Source organism: Enterovibrio nigricans DSM 22720, from assembly GCF_900167155.1.
In the GTDB taxonomy this organism is placed as follows: Bacteria; Pseudomonadota; Gammaproteobacteria; order Enterobacterales; family Vibrionaceae; genus Enterovibrio; species Enterovibrio nigricans.
Genome location: NZ_FUXU01000028.1, coordinates 37,349 through 51,454, shown reverse-complemented (window position 1 = coordinate 51,454; position 14,106 = coordinate 37,349). Strand labels below are relative to the sequence as shown.

Here is a 14,106-nt window from a genome sequence, read left to right as displayed (position 1 = left end):
TTTAGACATGAGACTACGACGATTGATGGGTGTAGCCGATCAGATCGTAGCTTCTAGATTTAGTTCCATCGATTTAAGCAACAAAGCCAGGGATTGGCTAAGCCCATTGACGTAACGACGTCGGTTGGTATCAGCACGAGCATTTCCAAAAATGACAATTTCTCATCATTGCTCGAAAAGGCAGATCTCGCGCTTTATCAGGCTAAAAATCACGGCCGCGATTGCAGCCGTTATTACGAAGAGTGTGATAAACGGGCTGGTGAAAACAACAAACGCCCCTGGCTTGAATTTGCGAACTAACAAAAAAGTTCACAAACTCAGCTACTGGCTTATCAGAAAAAGTATGAAACAGAAACGTCGAAGCCGCTGCCATCAACCTCAGTTAAACCCGAGCTCAACGCATATTCAACATTGGTGTATTTAGCACCCAAAGCCACACGGTTTCCACCATTTAGTTCGAATTGGTATTCGTATTGTGCAACGAAGCCCAACGCATTATCGAATTCCAATGAGCTATTGCAGGTGTACGCATATCGCATTCCAATTCAACCGCCGTGTGATAAGCAATACCGGCGCCCAGTACATGGTTTCCAAACTTCGCATTTGCTGTCAACTCCAGCGGAATATGGTCAAACGACACTTCGCCATTATCCGCCGACTCAGAATCAAATTTGTAGCCAATGGTTCCACGAGCAAAATATTTATCTTGGAACCAGTAATCCATGCCGCCAAAGACTGATATCCCAGCGTTCGCCTCAATCGAACCTGAGTCCCCGCCCCAATATTGCACTTCAAGCAGTTCGTCACCACCAAATCCATAACCAATACCAAACACGCCATTAATTTGATTTGCCGATACTGACGCAGAAGCAAATAAACTGAGAAATACGAACTTAGCGACCTGAGACTTTCTCATGTTAACTCCCTAAATGAAAACCATTAAAAACATGACAATCGAACATTAAAAAACCGCCAAATAACAATCTGTTAATTGGCGGTTTCGCGGCGGATATTAGCACTATTACTCAGTCTCTAACGTGACAATTTTATCGACTCAAATCACAAAATAACGTTGTTCTTCAGGTGGTGTACTTCGATATGGCCGTTTCACCGTTTTTCAATGTATATATAACTGACTAAACGGCGTTTTCGTTCAAAACGCCCCTTTGCTTTACACTAAGAAGGTGGATACAAAAGAACATTAGAACCCATATCGTTAAGGCTCCTAGCGTAACGGCTGTCCAGCCGCCAAATTCCCAACAGCCGATTAAATAGAATCCACCCAGGCTACCACCGATATAGTAGTGGCAAAGATATAAGGCGGTCGCGGCTGCTTTCGCATGCGTTGCTTTTCTGCTTACCCAACCATACGCCAATGAATGCGTAAAAAACGCCCCACCACTGACAATTAACAAGCCCAATACCACCGCGATTTCAGATTCTACCGACGCGACTAACACACCGAACAAGGTGACCGTGGTACCCAGATACATTCCTGAAATGGGGGAATAGCGATTCGCCCAGCGGCCGCTCAGACGTGATGAAAATGTCCCCGCTAAGTAACACACAAAAATGGCAGACGCGATACTCACAGGAAGATTAAATGGGTCTGCGATAAGCCTAAATGTCGTCACCGAATAAATATTAACGAAGAGTGCGAAGTTCAAGCCCCCGACCACCATGGCAACCCAGAGCACGGGGTTTCTCAAATGGTTCACGATGGATTTCGTTTGGTTAAACAGAGAACTTGACGTTGGTTTGAAGCGACGTTGAATTGGTAACAGTGCGTAAACTATCAAACCACCAATCGCTGTAAATAATGCCATCGAAATCACAGCACCCTGCCAGTCGGCATGTTCTGACAAAAAGCCTCCCGACAGACGCCCTGCTATTCCGCCTAGCGAGTTTGCGCTGATATACCCCCCCACTGCGACAACTAACGCGGTAGGACTAAACTCATCAGCCATGTATGCAACAGCTACCGCGACGAATCCTGCAAGTGCAATGCCCATTACCCCGCGAAGGACAACAAGACCCCAGAATGAGCTCAAAAACAGTGATAAAAAACCTATTAAGGGCATCATCATCAAACTCACGACAATCACAGGTCGCCGACCGAACCTTTCTGACAATAGAGCCCACGGCAGTAAGCTAATAGATAACCCAAGTGTTGACGCCGCAAGCAGCCAATTCGCTTTGGTTGCAGAGACATGAAAGCTTTCTGCGAAAAGCGGGAGCATTGGCTGGAAAAGGTAAAGATTACAAAACACCAGAAACGAACCAAATGCCAACGCAAAAGCGGCTTTACGATACTCGGGTGTCCTTAACTCGATCATTTAGATTGTGCTCTAATAGACTGTACTTATATAAAAATTAACAGCGCTTCTATGATAAAAGAAATATATTAAATATATCGCTTCAAGATCTTTTTGATCTAGGAAAGGAATCAGATAAACGTGGACGTCCGACAACTCAGATATTTTTTATGTGTAGCCGAACAAAGGAACTTCACTCGTGCCGCCAAACAACTTCATATTGCACAGCCCGCACTCAGTGTCGCGATAAAGAAACTGGAAAACGCCATCGGACTGCCACTTTTTGACCGAAATGAAAAACAAGTTCACCTCACGCATGAAGGTGAAGTCTTGAAAGTGCATGCTCAACGTATTCTCCAACAAGTGGAAGACGCTAACACGGCAATGGCCGAGCTCCGAGGTCTTCAAAAAGGTGAAGTGCGAGTTGGCGTCCCAGGCATGCTTGGCTCCTATTTCTTTCCTTCCATTTTGATGGGGTTTAAATCTCAGTACCCCGATTTAAAGCTCATCGTTGTTGAGGCTGGCACGCAATCGATTCGACAAATGCTGTTAGACGGAGAGTTGGATATTGGCGTGATCCATAGCAGAGATGTGCCTGCTGCGTTAGAAACTAAGCACCTGATCTCATCGCAAATGGTGGCGGTAACTAGTCAAGAACACCCTTTGGCAAACCAAAAATCCATAAGTTTTCGCGCGTTTTTCGACGAAGAATTAGTAATGTTTAAGAAGGGATATTTCCACCGCGAGTTCATTGATAGGGTCTGCCATGAGCACAATATCGAGCCGCATTTATCATTTGAAACCAACTTACTGGCAATGATCTTAAACATTGTTAGACATGGGTTTGCAATCACGGCACTGCTTGAACTTGTTACCGAGCATGAACCAGGGCTGGTTGCGATCCCCTTCGAAGAGCCCGTTACGCTCGATATTGCGATGGCGTGGCGAAAACAAGGTTACCTTTCACTCGCAGACCGCGCCTTTATTGATTTTGTCCAACAGAACAAATAGGAAAACCGTTGAAAACTTTTTCCATAGGCAGTCCCACTGCCACATTCAATGTCTACGTCGAAAAAGCAGCGCCGTTAACAGACTTACAAGGCTATGAACCCGAGTTTGGTTCAACAACCTCACTACGTAACGGTGATATCAAATCACTTGGCGATCTTGGTGGTAATGGTTGGCGCAAAGTTTTCAATGTGTATGCAAAGCTATTGTTTGATTTACCTGACTCCTCTCAGTGGTATCCTCGAAACTCACCTTCTTGGCAACACTATAGAGATGAAACCCTTCTCCAATCGCACTCAACAACGGCATTGCACTTTGGCCATGTCTCAGAACACCTGTTAGACAACAGACATGCTATCCACATTATCGCAGGACGCACACATGCCACAAAGCTCGGGATAGCTGAACAGTTTCTCTGGCTAGACAGTGAATTCGCTAAGCATCCGGATAAACCCATCGTGATTTGCCCTTATTTTGATTACCGCCAACTGTCGAATGTAAAAATACGGTATCTGACAACCTTGATAACAGCATTAGAGTGCGCCTAATTGTCAATTCCGTGCAAGTATCGGTTTTCAAACTTGTTTCTATGGACTACAACTTGTTAGGGTGACGTTACAAATACGATACTATTCCAGCTTTTAAGATATGAAAGTCGCCTTTCAGGGATGAATAAATAATGAAGACCACGCTCCTGCTCGCCTGTTTCTCTATCCTGCCATTTAGTACCCATGCAAGCCTCGCTGAACGCGGCGGTTTGACCGGTGAAATATCGGTACTTGGCGGTATAGCCTCAACCGACTCCAATCTCTCCACCAGTGCGAATAACACGAAAACGGGTACATTAAACACCGAAGGTAACAGAGAAAATGATGCTATTTTCGGCCCACTTGGCAGCGCGAAATTCACGTTTGGCGAAGGGTTAAACAAACAAATTTTCGCAGGGACATCACGGGAAGATATTGCGATCGGCATCGTTGCCCTTGAAGTTGGCTACAAGCAAGAACTCGCTTCAGGCACACAAATCTCACTTTCCTACTTACCAACACTGCTCGCCGAAGATGTCTGGGCAGACCCTTTCCTCATCGGATCGCCACGGACAGAAACAGAAAAAACGGGCAATGCTTACCGCCTTCAATTTAACCGCATTGGTGGTTCATTCTTGTCGCTTGATATGGCTTATGCACAAACAGAATTCGATGATGAACAAAGCGGGTCAAGTCTCGGCTTGACGACTCAGCAACAGCAAACTCTCGCTCGTAAAGGTGACAGCTTCTATTCCAAAATCAGCTATCGTCAATTCTTAGGTAAGGGATTAGGAATCACGCCTGCTTTTGTATACCTTAAACATGATGCAGATGGTGATGCGATGTCTCACCAAACTTATGGTGGTGAACTCACCTATTTCAGTTTTCTTGGCAGAAACAAAATTGTACTCACGGGTAGCTTTAACTACCGCGATTACGAAGCAGTAAACCCCGCATTTGGCATTAAGCGTGCAGACACAGAATACAGCGCATTCTTGGCGTATGAATACGCACATCTGTTTGAGATACATCCGTTATCGCTTGTTTCCCTCGCTGGTTATAGCCATATAGACTCTAATATCGATTTTTACACAGAAAGCCAATACCTACTTTCCTTGGGTGTAACTTACCGATTCTAAATAAAAATGCCGCATTTCAATGAAATGTGGCGTCTCTCCTTCTAAAACCTTGTGAAATTGCGGGTTTAATCCTTCTGGCTCTCATCAGCTCAAGCCGCTATAATTGCCGCCTTGCGAGAAAGAGGTTAAAAAATGCGCAATTCTGTTACTCCAATAAACGAATACCAACCATACTGGGCTGAGTGCTACGGTACCGCTCCTTTCCTGCCAACCAGCAGAGAAGAGATGGACCAACTCGGTTGGGATAGCTGTGACATTATCATTGTCACTGGCGACGCATATGTCGATCACCCAAGCTTTGGTATGGCGGTAATCGGCCGTGTACTGGAAGCGCAAGGTTTCCGTGTCGGCATTATCTCTCAGCCAGATTGGCACGATAAAAATGCATTTATGGCACTTGGTCAACCTAACCTCTTTTTCGGCGTGACCGCGGGTAACATGGACTCCATGATCAACCGCTACACCGCCGACAGAAAGCCGCGCCACGATGACGCGTACACACCGGGTAATGAAGGCGGTAAACGCCCTGATCGTGCTGTGTTGTTGTACTCTCAACGTTGTCGTGAAGCATATAAAGAGACACCGATTGTATTGGGTGGTATTGAAGCCAGCCTTCGTCGTCTCGCACACTACGATTATTGGTCAGACAAAGTCCGTCGTTCAGTCCTTTGTGATGCCAAAGCTGACATTCTGTTGTTTGGTAATGCCGAACGCGCACTAATTGATGTAGCACATCGTTTGTCTCGCGGCGAACACGTGAGCACAATGACACGCATTCCAGGTACCGCAGTTATGCTGAAAAGTGCACCGGAAGAAATGACAGAGATTGATAGCTCGCGCATAGACAAACCTGGCAAGGCTATGGCGATGCTAAATCCGTATGCCACGGATTCTGCATGTGCAACCAACAAAGAAGAAGACAAACCAGCGAAACCCGTAATGGTTCGTCCGTCGCGTCATGACGCCGAAAACAGCTATGTGCGTATCCCTTCATTCGAAAAGCTGGTTAACGATCGCATTCTTTACGCGCATGCTAGCCGTGTTATGCACTTGGAAACCAACCCTTTCTCGGCTCGTGCACTGATTCAAAAGCATGGTGAGCGCGAACTGTGGGTGAACACGCCTCCAATTCCGTTGACGACAGAAGAAATGGACTACGTGTTCGGTTTGCCGTTTGCACGTGTTCCTCACCCTCGCTATGGTGATGCAAAAATCCCTGCGTATGAGATGATCAAAACATCGGTCAATATCATGCGTGGCTGTTTTGGTGGTTGTTCTTTCTGTTCCATTACCGAACACGAAGGCCGTATCATCCAAAACCGCTCTCAGGATTCTATCCTGAATGAGATTCAAGAGATCAAAGAGAAAGTGCCTGGCTTTACTGGTGTGATCTCTGACCTTGGTGGTCCTACTGCGAACATGTACCGCCTTGGCTGCTCAGATCCTCGTGCAGAGAAAAACTGTCGTCGTCCTTCATGTGTGTTCCCAAAAATTTGTGAAAAGCTAAACACTGATCACAAGCACACCATCAATCTGTATCGTGAAGCACGCAACTTGCCGGGCGTGAAGAAAGTCGTTATCGCTTCAGGCGTACGCTACGACTTGGCTATCGAGTCAACAGAGTATGTGAGAGAGCTGGTGACGCACCACGTTGGTGGTTATCTAAAAATTGCCCCTGAGCATACTGAGAAAGGCACATTGGATCTGATGATGAAGCCTGGCATGGGTTCATATCATCGCTTTAAAGAGCTATTTGAAAAATATTCAAAAGAAGCAGGCAAGAAGCAATACCTGATCCCTTACTTCATCGCTGCGCACCCTGGCTGTACCGATGAAGATATGATGAATCTGGCATTGTGGCTGAAGGAAAACGATTTCCGCTGCGATCAGGTACAAAATTTCTATCCATCACCAATGTGTAACGCAACGGCGATGTACCATGCTGAAGCAAACCCATTGAAACGCGTTAAGTACAAGAAGCGCGAAGATCTGTTTGTTGCCAAAGGTGAACGTCAACGCCGCTTGCACAAAGCCTTCTTGCGTTACCATGATCCGGCAAACTGGCCACTGCTTCGTGAAGCATTGGTTGATATGGGTAAACGTCACCTGATTGGCGAGCGTCCAGGCTGTCTGGTTCCTCGTGAAGGCAGTGAAGAAGAAATGATGCATTCGACACAACGCCGAGGTTCAAATCGTCCTGGAGCAAAACGCTTCGCGACGAAACATCCAAACCAACCGGATATTCGTAAGCCGCAACAACGCAGCAAAAACGGTAAACCAACAGGGAATGCACCCGTAGCTTCACACGGAAAAGGCAAACCTGCTGTGAACAAAGGTGGAAAGCCGAAAGGTGCCTCCAACGGTAGCAAGCCAATGGGTGGAGGAAAGAAACGTCCATCCGGCAACCGAAACCGACCTGCCGCGCGATAAAACAAGAAAGCGAACCTTATAGGTTCGCTTTTTTTTCACTATTACACCCGTTTCGTGCTGCGTTCTATCGCATGAGCTCAGAGATCACGAGTGAAATGAATGCGATACACGCCACAGCACCCATGCCTATTACTACTTTCTTCTGCGATTTCTCATCAAGAAACTTTGCGGCTAAAAAACCCAGAACGATGAGCCCGACAATAAATGTAATCTTAACCATCATTCTCTCCTTAACAAGTAACGCTTTGATTATTAAACATTATCACATGACAGATAAACACGCGACCAAACACCGTCGGAAATGCAATGTGACACATAGTTACCTTTCTCGGTCTAAACTGCGTTTGGCAGCTTGTTGAAGGATTACCTACCCTAAAAGCAATTGCTTACTGAATCCTGAAACTTCAGGTGGTTTAGGTGCATATTCGGGTCGGTTTTTTGTGTTTCCGCTTCTTGAGTAGCTATTTATTCACGTTTGCTCACGTTGCGCGTTATCAGAATAAGCTCCCTACGAACAAAAACGTAGAAAGGAAGGTATGTTATGTTGAAAAAGCTAACAGCAGAGTTTATTGGCACCTTTTGATTAGTCCTAGGGGGGTGCGGCAGTGCAGTATTCGCTGCTGGCTTCCCTGAATTAGGTATTGGCTTTCTGGGTGTGGCATTTGCATTCGGTTTAACCGTTCTTACCATGGCGTATGCTATCGGCCATATTTCCGGATGCCACCTCAATCCAGCGGTGTCTATCGGCCTTTGGGCTGGCGGTCGATTCCCAACAGCTGAACTATTGCCTTATATCATGGCACAAGTTGCAGGGGCTATCTTAGGTGCGTTCACAGTTTATATCATCGCCAGCGGCCAACCGGGGTTTGATCTGGCCGGAGGTCTTGCGTCCAACGGGTATGGTGAACATTCTCCGGGTGGATACAGTATGCAAGCAGGTTTTATTACCGAAGTGGTGATGACCTTCATGTTCCTCATTGTCATTCTTGGTGCGACTCACCACCTAGCTAACCCTGGATTTGCAGGGCTGGCGATTGGCCTCTCCCTCACTCTAATTCATCTTATCAGTATTCCGGTGACCAATACGTCCGTTAACCCAGCCAGAAGTACAGGTCCTGCTTTGATTGTTGGTGATTGGGCTATCGCTCAGCTCTGGATGTTCTGGGTAGCACCGATTATCGGTGCACTCATTGCGGGTGTCGTTTATCGTTGGCTTAGCCCCAACGAAGACTAAATAACAAGGACTAAAGCCTCAAACCATGAGGCTTTAGTCCTTTATTCAGACGCTTTCATCGGACAACTCAGCATCCAACGTATCCCAAACCTGTCCGTCAAAATACCAAAGCGAACATTCCAAAACGTATAGTCAAGAGGCATGACAACCACCCCTTGATCGGAGAGTGCGCTAAACACCTGACTCTGACGTTTTTCATCGTCAAAACGCACATACAATGCAACATCGCCGGAACCTTGCGCCAACGACCCGTCTAATCCGTCAGAAGCAAAAAAAGACACCTCTGCCGACACAAACTCTGCATGCATGACACGATCCAAAATATGTTGTTGAAATTCAACCGGAGAGTCATTGAACGTTTGTAGCATTGCAACGTCACCATTGAGTGCCCGTTTGTAAAAATCCAACGCCTCTCTGCACAATCCATGAAACGTAATATGCGGCTGAAGCTGGCTCATAGAGATAGCTCCTGTTGGTTTTGTGATATGTGTAAGACTATCAGACCGTGATATTTGTCTCGCCTAACTATTAAGACGCAGCGAGACATGAGTGACAGAAATAAAAAAGGAAGCGAACGTATCGCTTCCTTTTTTGGTTGTTAACCAATCTGAGGGTGGTTAAGCAAACTTCAACAGAATTTGAACCGGATGATAAAGCTTCTTGTGCTCAAAACGCTTCACTTGGCTCCGACACGAGTAACCCGTTGCCATACAACGCGAGATCGGCAGTGATTCTAGACGAGGCTTCCAACTCAGCCCATAAATGCCTTTCGATGTTTCAAGCTTATCTGACTCATGACCATAGGTACCGGCCATACCACAACACCCTACAGAAACAGATTCCAATGTAGCACCAAAGTGCGTGAAAATACGCCCCCATTCCGCTTCCGCATTTGGCATCTTGGTTTTTTCGGTACAGTGCGCGAGCAAGTACCACGCATCCGAATCGGCACTTTTTTCTCGTACTGCCAGACCGTCTATCTCACCAAGCAGCCATTCATGTGCGGTATGCACAACAAATTCACCCCGTTTATCACCCAGAATCTCGTTGTATTCATCGCGATAGCAAAGCACTAACGCAGGATCAACACCCACCATGGGAATATTAAGTGCTGCCACTTGGTTCAGAAAATCTGACGTAGATGAGGCCGTTTTCGCAAATTTCTTCAGGAAACCTTTGATGTGCTGCGCCTTACCGTTGGGTTTAAACGGCAGCAACATAGGCTTCTTACCCAGCTTTTCTATCAACGCAACAAAGTCTCGAACCACATCCGCTTCATAGAAGCTCGTAAAGGGGTCCTGAACAATCATAACGTAGCGGCTACGCTCTTCTTCGCTGAGTGCCTGCAGCCAAACCAAATCGAATTTTGTTGCATGATGTCCATCCAAAGACTCTTTCAGTGTTGGCACGGACAAGGTTGGCGCATCAACATAGCCTATCGCCTTCTCCGTTGCCTTTCTTGCCCATTTAGGCTCAATGAAGGCATTAACAACAACGGGCGCTTTGGCCATCCAAGGCAGCATCGATTCTATATTCGCCACCAGATAATCTTTAGCCGGACGCTGATAGCGACTGTGATAGAGATTAATGAAACGCGAGCGAAAACTAGGTACATCGACTTTGATTGGACACTGGGTAGCACATGCCTTACACGCCAAACAGCCGTTCATCGCTTCCATGACTTCATGGGAGAAATCATATTCATCTTTTTTGGCTGACCATGTGTTTTTAAAACGCGCAAAGATCTGCCTGATTGTCGGCGTTTTCTCCATCAGTTCTTTTTCAAGTACGATAGGATCAACACCCTGTTCAGCCAACAGACGCAGCCACTCTCGAACAATGCCAGCTCGTCCTTTCGGTGAATGTCTTCGATCGTAGGAGATCTTCATTGACGGGCACATCGGTGAGCTCGTGTCATAGTTAAAACACAAGCCGTTACCGTTACATTCCATAGCCTGCTTAAAGCTGTCTCTGGTCGTCACCGGGATCTGGCGATCAAACGCCCCGCGTTTTTTATCTTCCACCTTCACCAGTTGATCTGAACTATTGAAAGGTGTACAAATTTTACCCGGATTCATTCTGTTGTCTGGATCAAATGCTGCTTTTACTTTGCGAAGCTCAGCAAACAGTTCCTCACCAAAGAATTCAGGGCCATACTCCGAGCGGAAACCTTTACCGTGCTCACCCCACATCAAGCCGCCATATTTAGCCACCAGCGCAACCACTTGATCCGAGATGATTTTCATCAACCTTTCATGCTCAGGGTCGCACATGTCAAGTGCCGGCCGAACGTGAAGTACCCCCGCATCCACATGACCAAACATGCCGTAGTTCAGTTTGTGGCTATCCAAAAGCTCTCGAAACTCGACGATAAAATCGGCCAAGTTTTCTGGCGGCACACAGGTGTCTTCCGTGAACGCGATGGGTTTTGCTGCGCCTTTTGCCGCACCCAACAGCCCTACCGCTTTTTTACGCATATTGTATATACGGTTAATCGACGCCAAATCGGAGCATACCTGATAGCCGATTACGCCTTTATCACCTTCTTCAACAAGCACATCGAGACGCTCACACAGAGACCTGACTTGCTCAGTGACTTCCGCGTCATCGTTCCCCGCAAACTCAACCATGTTGATGCCCTGCATATCTTTGCCGGGCACATCTTGCAGCAGGTCACTCACCGAATTCCAAACTATGTCTTCACGTGCAAGGTTCAACACCCGCGAATCAACAGTTTCCACCGACAAAGCACTCGCTTCAACCATCACGGGAGCACTGCGAAGCGCAGAATCAAAACTGTCGTATTTCACGTTCACCAAGGTGCGCGCTTTAGGTATGGGGGTAATGTTTAATTTGGCTTCAGCAATGAACGCCAGCGACCCTTCCGCACCACAAAGTACGCGTGCAATATCAAACGAATCGGTATCAGGTTGATAGGCATTTTTTAAATCATAACCCGTCAGGAATCGATTTAACGGTGGGAATTTCGCGTCGATCTCCGCTCGCTTCGACTTACAGATTTCAGAAACAGCTTTCAGTGCTTTTTCCGCATAGTTTGTCGGCGAAATCGCAGCAAGATCGGAAAAATCAGCAGGCTCGGTATCGAGCACGGACCCGTCTACCAACACGGCTTTTAATGCCAGCACGTGATCCGACGTTTTCCCGTAGCGAAGTGAGCCCTGCCCCGACGCATCAGTATTGATCATTCCGCCAACGGTCGCTCGGTTGCTGGTTGAGAGGTCGGGTGAAAAGAAAAAGCCATGCGGTCTTAATGCATCATTTAGCGCATCTTTCACCACACCAGACTGAACACGCACCCAGCCTTCTTCCGCGTTAATTTCGATGATTTTCCGCATGTGGCGAGACATATCGACGACAATATGTTGCGTTAGAGATTGGCCGTTTGTTCCCGTGCCACCACCACGTGCAGAAAAGCGAATACCTTCGTAGGTGCCATCTTTGCACACATTTCCAAGTAACGTTAAATCCTCAACCGAAGTTGGGAATACCACAGCCTGAGGCAACAATTGGTAGACAGAGTTATCTGTCGCCACTGCAAGCCGGCTGGCATAAAAGGTCTCGACCTCGCCATTAAATCCTTTGCTTTTAAGCGTGTCTAAAAATTGGCTAACGATGGGGTCAATGACAGATTGGTGGTTTAATGCTGGTAACATCTTGCTCCCTGATGCCTCAATGTCGCCGTCTATCCTTACGGCTTTTGGCGATAAAACGAATTATTTTTATGGTAAACCCAAACACCATATAAATGCGCAAAGTCAGTGGCCATACGTGCGCCCGCTTTATATCGCTTGGGGACAATTACTTTACATCAGGTGTGACAGGCATCAAAGCGCAATCGATTACTTAACCACCGAAAAGCATTGGATTAAGGGGAAAAATAAGAGGAACTAAACATTAGAATGCCTGCGTTTTGGAAAGAATGCATTGAGTACACGGCGAATTACTTTTTCACTAATCGATAGAACATTCTTGGCAGAAGCACCAACAACCAGACGGAGATCGCCCATAGCGCAATACAATTCCACAGCACAATAATTTCGTTGATCGCCGTATTGGTAGTTAGATGCCTATCCAACAACATGACCACCATGATTCCAGCCGTAGCTGCCGTAAAAAAGGCTATCTTGTACTTTTTACGGACTGGCGACACATAAACAGGTGATACCTTTAACCAAATTAGTGCACAAAAGACACCCAATGTCAGTGCCGATAAATAGATAAGCTGTGGCTTGTGTATCACAGTGCCAATAACCGCCACTATCACAAACGCCGTCCCCCAAAAACGTGTGGATGTCAGTATTCGTGACCGATCTGCAAATCGCAGTTCTTTCACTTTCAAAAGACTCAGCGCGGCGACCACACCTAACAAGATACTGACGATCATATCCGAAGGGTAATGTTCCCCCAACAACATGGCTTTTCCCGTTGAAGCTGACATCAGAATGACGCCCAATAAAGCAACCCAGAGACGTCTTTTAGGGTATTTATCTTCATTCCAAAACACCCATGCACAGGTGAAAACAAACGTAGTCAGTGTCAGCATGGTACTGGGGAGCGTAAAACCAAGGGTGTCATGGTAGCCAAACATCGGCTCGACATAGAGCGGCCGAGGAACGTGGATAATGGTTGAAAGTATTAACGTGACGGATGCCGTCGACAACATCCCTGCACTGAATATCAGTAACGCACGATGACCAAGGAACGTTCGCACCAGAGGCAACGTCAACAGAAAGAAAACTGGTGAAACAATCGTTCCCACCAATATCACTGTATTTCCTAGAGTGGAAGAAAGGCCCCCATTGAATGTTTTCGCCCGCAAGCTTTCCAACCAAGACAATTGGTAGCCATAGAAGGCCGTGAGTTCGCTGTGAGCATCACGAGTTAGCCGAAACCGACTCGGTTCAACCAACTTCGTCCATTTATCAAACATCCACTTGTGCTCAGGAAACCGATATTGATCACGCATCGCCTGCGAGTCAGGCATCAATAACACACGTTTTACTTCTTTCCCAAAATGAGGGGCGTACCATGAATAAATAAGGTGCTGTCCGTTTGCATTTTCAAAATACCGAGGAAGTCCCAACACCTTGCAGGCATAAATGGCAGAGTTGTAGGTTTGCGCAATTTCCTTACCCACCTCGACATTCATGCCCGTTTCTTCCATCGTTTCACGTTTAGCGGCTTCTTGAGGCGTTTCTTTTCCGATGATTGACCCTCCAGGAATAGAGAGCTTCCCACTTAAGGCTTCTTCAATCATCACGATATTGCGGTCATGGTCCACAATGAGGCAATCTGCAGCCTCTATGGGAAGTGTGCTGTTTATTGCATTTGACGAGGCTTGCGCAAAAAAAGGCACCAAGCAAGCCAGCACGGTGATAAGTATTCTCACTATCCGTGTTCCTATCCAACTATTTTGTTATCGACGTTGAAGC

Annotated in this window: 10 protein-coding genes and 2 pseudogenes; 6 read left to right on the top strand and 6 right to left on the bottom strand. The window is 46.6% G+C overall.

Annotated elements, in window-relative coordinates; translation table 11 throughout:
• Positions 1–84: 84 nt before the first annotated feature.
• A pseudogene (locus B5D35_RS11750) lies at positions 85–300 on the top strand (diguanylate cyclase domain-containing protein); the annotation flags it as partial.
• 151 nt (positions 301–451) lie between these two features.
• On the opposite strand, the gene B5D35_RS11745 reads toward B5D35_RS11750, so the two are convergent.
• Both B5D35_RS11745 and B5D35_RS11740 read right to left on the bottom strand, forming a co-directional pair.
• On the bottom strand, positions 452–916 hold the full coding sequence (locus B5D35_RS11745; protein WP_078752768.1) for a hypothetical protein: 465 nt from the start codon (positions 914–916) through the stop codon (positions 452–454).
• 220 nt (positions 917–1,136) lie between these two features.
• Positions 1,137–2,336: an MFS transporter gene (locus B5D35_RS11740; RefSeq protein ID WP_078752767.1), complete on the bottom strand. Its 1,200-nt coding sequence runs from the start codon at positions 2,334–2,336 to the stop codon at positions 1,137–1,139.
• 120 nt (positions 2,337–2,456) lie between these two features.
• Between B5D35_RS11740 and B5D35_RS11735 the strand changes: the two genes are divergently transcribed.
• The 4 genes from B5D35_RS11735 to B5D35_RS11720 all read left to right on the top strand — a co-directional run bounded on the left by B5D35_RS11735 (position 2,457) and on the right by B5D35_RS11720 (position 7,419).
• Complete coding sequence (locus B5D35_RS11735; protein ID WP_078752766.1) at positions 2,457–3,326, top strand: LysR family transcriptional regulator; 870 nt, start codon at positions 2,457–2,459, stop codon at positions 3,324–3,326.
• 8 nt (positions 3,327–3,334) lie between these two features.
• Positions 3,335–3,871, top strand: a complete 537-nt coding sequence (locus B5D35_RS11730; protein WP_078752765.1) for a DUF6942 family protein — start codon at positions 3,335–3,337, stop codon at positions 3,869–3,871.
• 131 nt (positions 3,872–4,002) lie between these two features.
• Positions 4,003–4,989 carry a DUF2860 family protein gene (locus B5D35_RS11725; RefSeq protein ID WP_078752764.1) on the top strand — a complete coding sequence of 329 codons (987 nt, stop codon included), beginning with the start codon at positions 4,003–4,005 and terminating at the stop codon, positions 4,987–4,989.
• A 132-nt stretch (positions 4,990–5,121) separates the two neighbouring features.
• Positions 5,122–7,419, top strand: a complete 2,298-nt coding sequence (locus B5D35_RS11720; protein ID WP_078752763.1) for a YgiQ family radical SAM protein — start codon at positions 5,122–5,124, stop codon at positions 7,417–7,419.
• 64 nt (positions 7,420–7,483) lie between these two features.
• Here the strand turns inward: B5D35_RS11720 and B5D35_RS24310 are convergent, their stop codons facing one another.
• Complete coding sequence (locus B5D35_RS24310; protein ID WP_157828351.1) at positions 7,484–7,642, bottom strand: hypothetical protein; 159 nt, start codon at positions 7,640–7,642, stop codon at positions 7,484–7,486.
• A 318-nt stretch (positions 7,643–7,960) separates the two neighbouring features.
• Between B5D35_RS24310 and aqpZ the strand changes: the two are divergent.
• Positions 7,961–8,653: pseudogene (gene aqpZ, locus B5D35_RS11715) on the top strand (aquaporin Z).
• A gap of 41 nt (positions 8,654–8,694) precedes the next feature.
• Here aqpZ and B5D35_RS11710 read toward each other — a convergent pair.
• The 3 genes from B5D35_RS11710 to B5D35_RS11700 form a co-directional block, all read right to left on the bottom strand.
• The gene (locus B5D35_RS11710; protein ID WP_078752762.1) at positions 8,695–9,111 is read right to left on the bottom strand and encodes a VOC family protein; all 417 of its coding nucleotides are present in this window, start codon (positions 9,109–9,111) and stop codon (positions 8,695–8,697) included.
• A gap of 159 nt (positions 9,112–9,270) precedes the next feature.
• A complete protein-coding gene (gene ydiJ / locus B5D35_RS11705; protein WP_078752761.1) occupies positions 9,271–12,327 on the bottom strand; it encodes a D-2-hydroxyglutarate dehydrogenase YdiJ in 3,057 nt (1,018 codons plus the stop codon).
• A gap of 287 nt (positions 12,328–12,614) precedes the next feature.
• The gene (locus tag B5D35_RS11700; RefSeq protein ID WP_244556570.1) at positions 12,615–14,063 is read right to left on the bottom strand and encodes a phosphatase PAP2 family protein; all 1,449 of its coding nucleotides are present in this window, start codon (positions 14,061–14,063) and stop codon (positions 12,615–12,617) included.
• Between the last annotated feature and the right edge of the window lie 43 nt (positions 14,064–14,106).

Bases quoted from the DNA above. Each gene is read 5' to 3' on its own strand.
- B5D35_RS11710 (WP_078752762.1), bottom strand. From the start codon at position 9,111: ATGAGCCAGCTTCAGCCGCATATTACGTTTCATGGATTGTGCAGAGAG.
- B5D35_RS11740 (WP_078752767.1), bottom strand. From the start codon at position 2,336: ATGATCGAGTTAAGGACACCCGAGTATCGTAAAGCCGCTTTTGCGTTG.
- B5D35_RS11725 (WP_078752764.1), top strand. From the start codon at position 4,003: ATGAAGACCACGCTCCTGCTCGCCTGTTTCTCTATCCTGCCATTTAGT.
- B5D35_RS11745 (WP_078752768.1), bottom strand. From the start codon at position 916: ATGAGAAAGTCTCAGGTCGCTAAGTTCGTATTTCTCAGTTTATTTGCT.
- ydiJ (WP_078752761.1), bottom strand. From the start codon at position 12,327: ATGTTACCAGCATTAAACCACCAATCTGTCATTGACCCCATCGTTAGC.
- B5D35_RS11720 (WP_078752763.1), top strand. From the start codon at position 5,122: ATGCGCAATTCTGTTACTCCAATAAACGAATACCAACCATACTGGGCT.
- B5D35_RS24310 (WP_157828351.1), bottom strand. From the start codon at position 7,642: ATGATGGTTAAGATTACATTTATTGTCGGGCTCATCGTTCTGGGTTTT.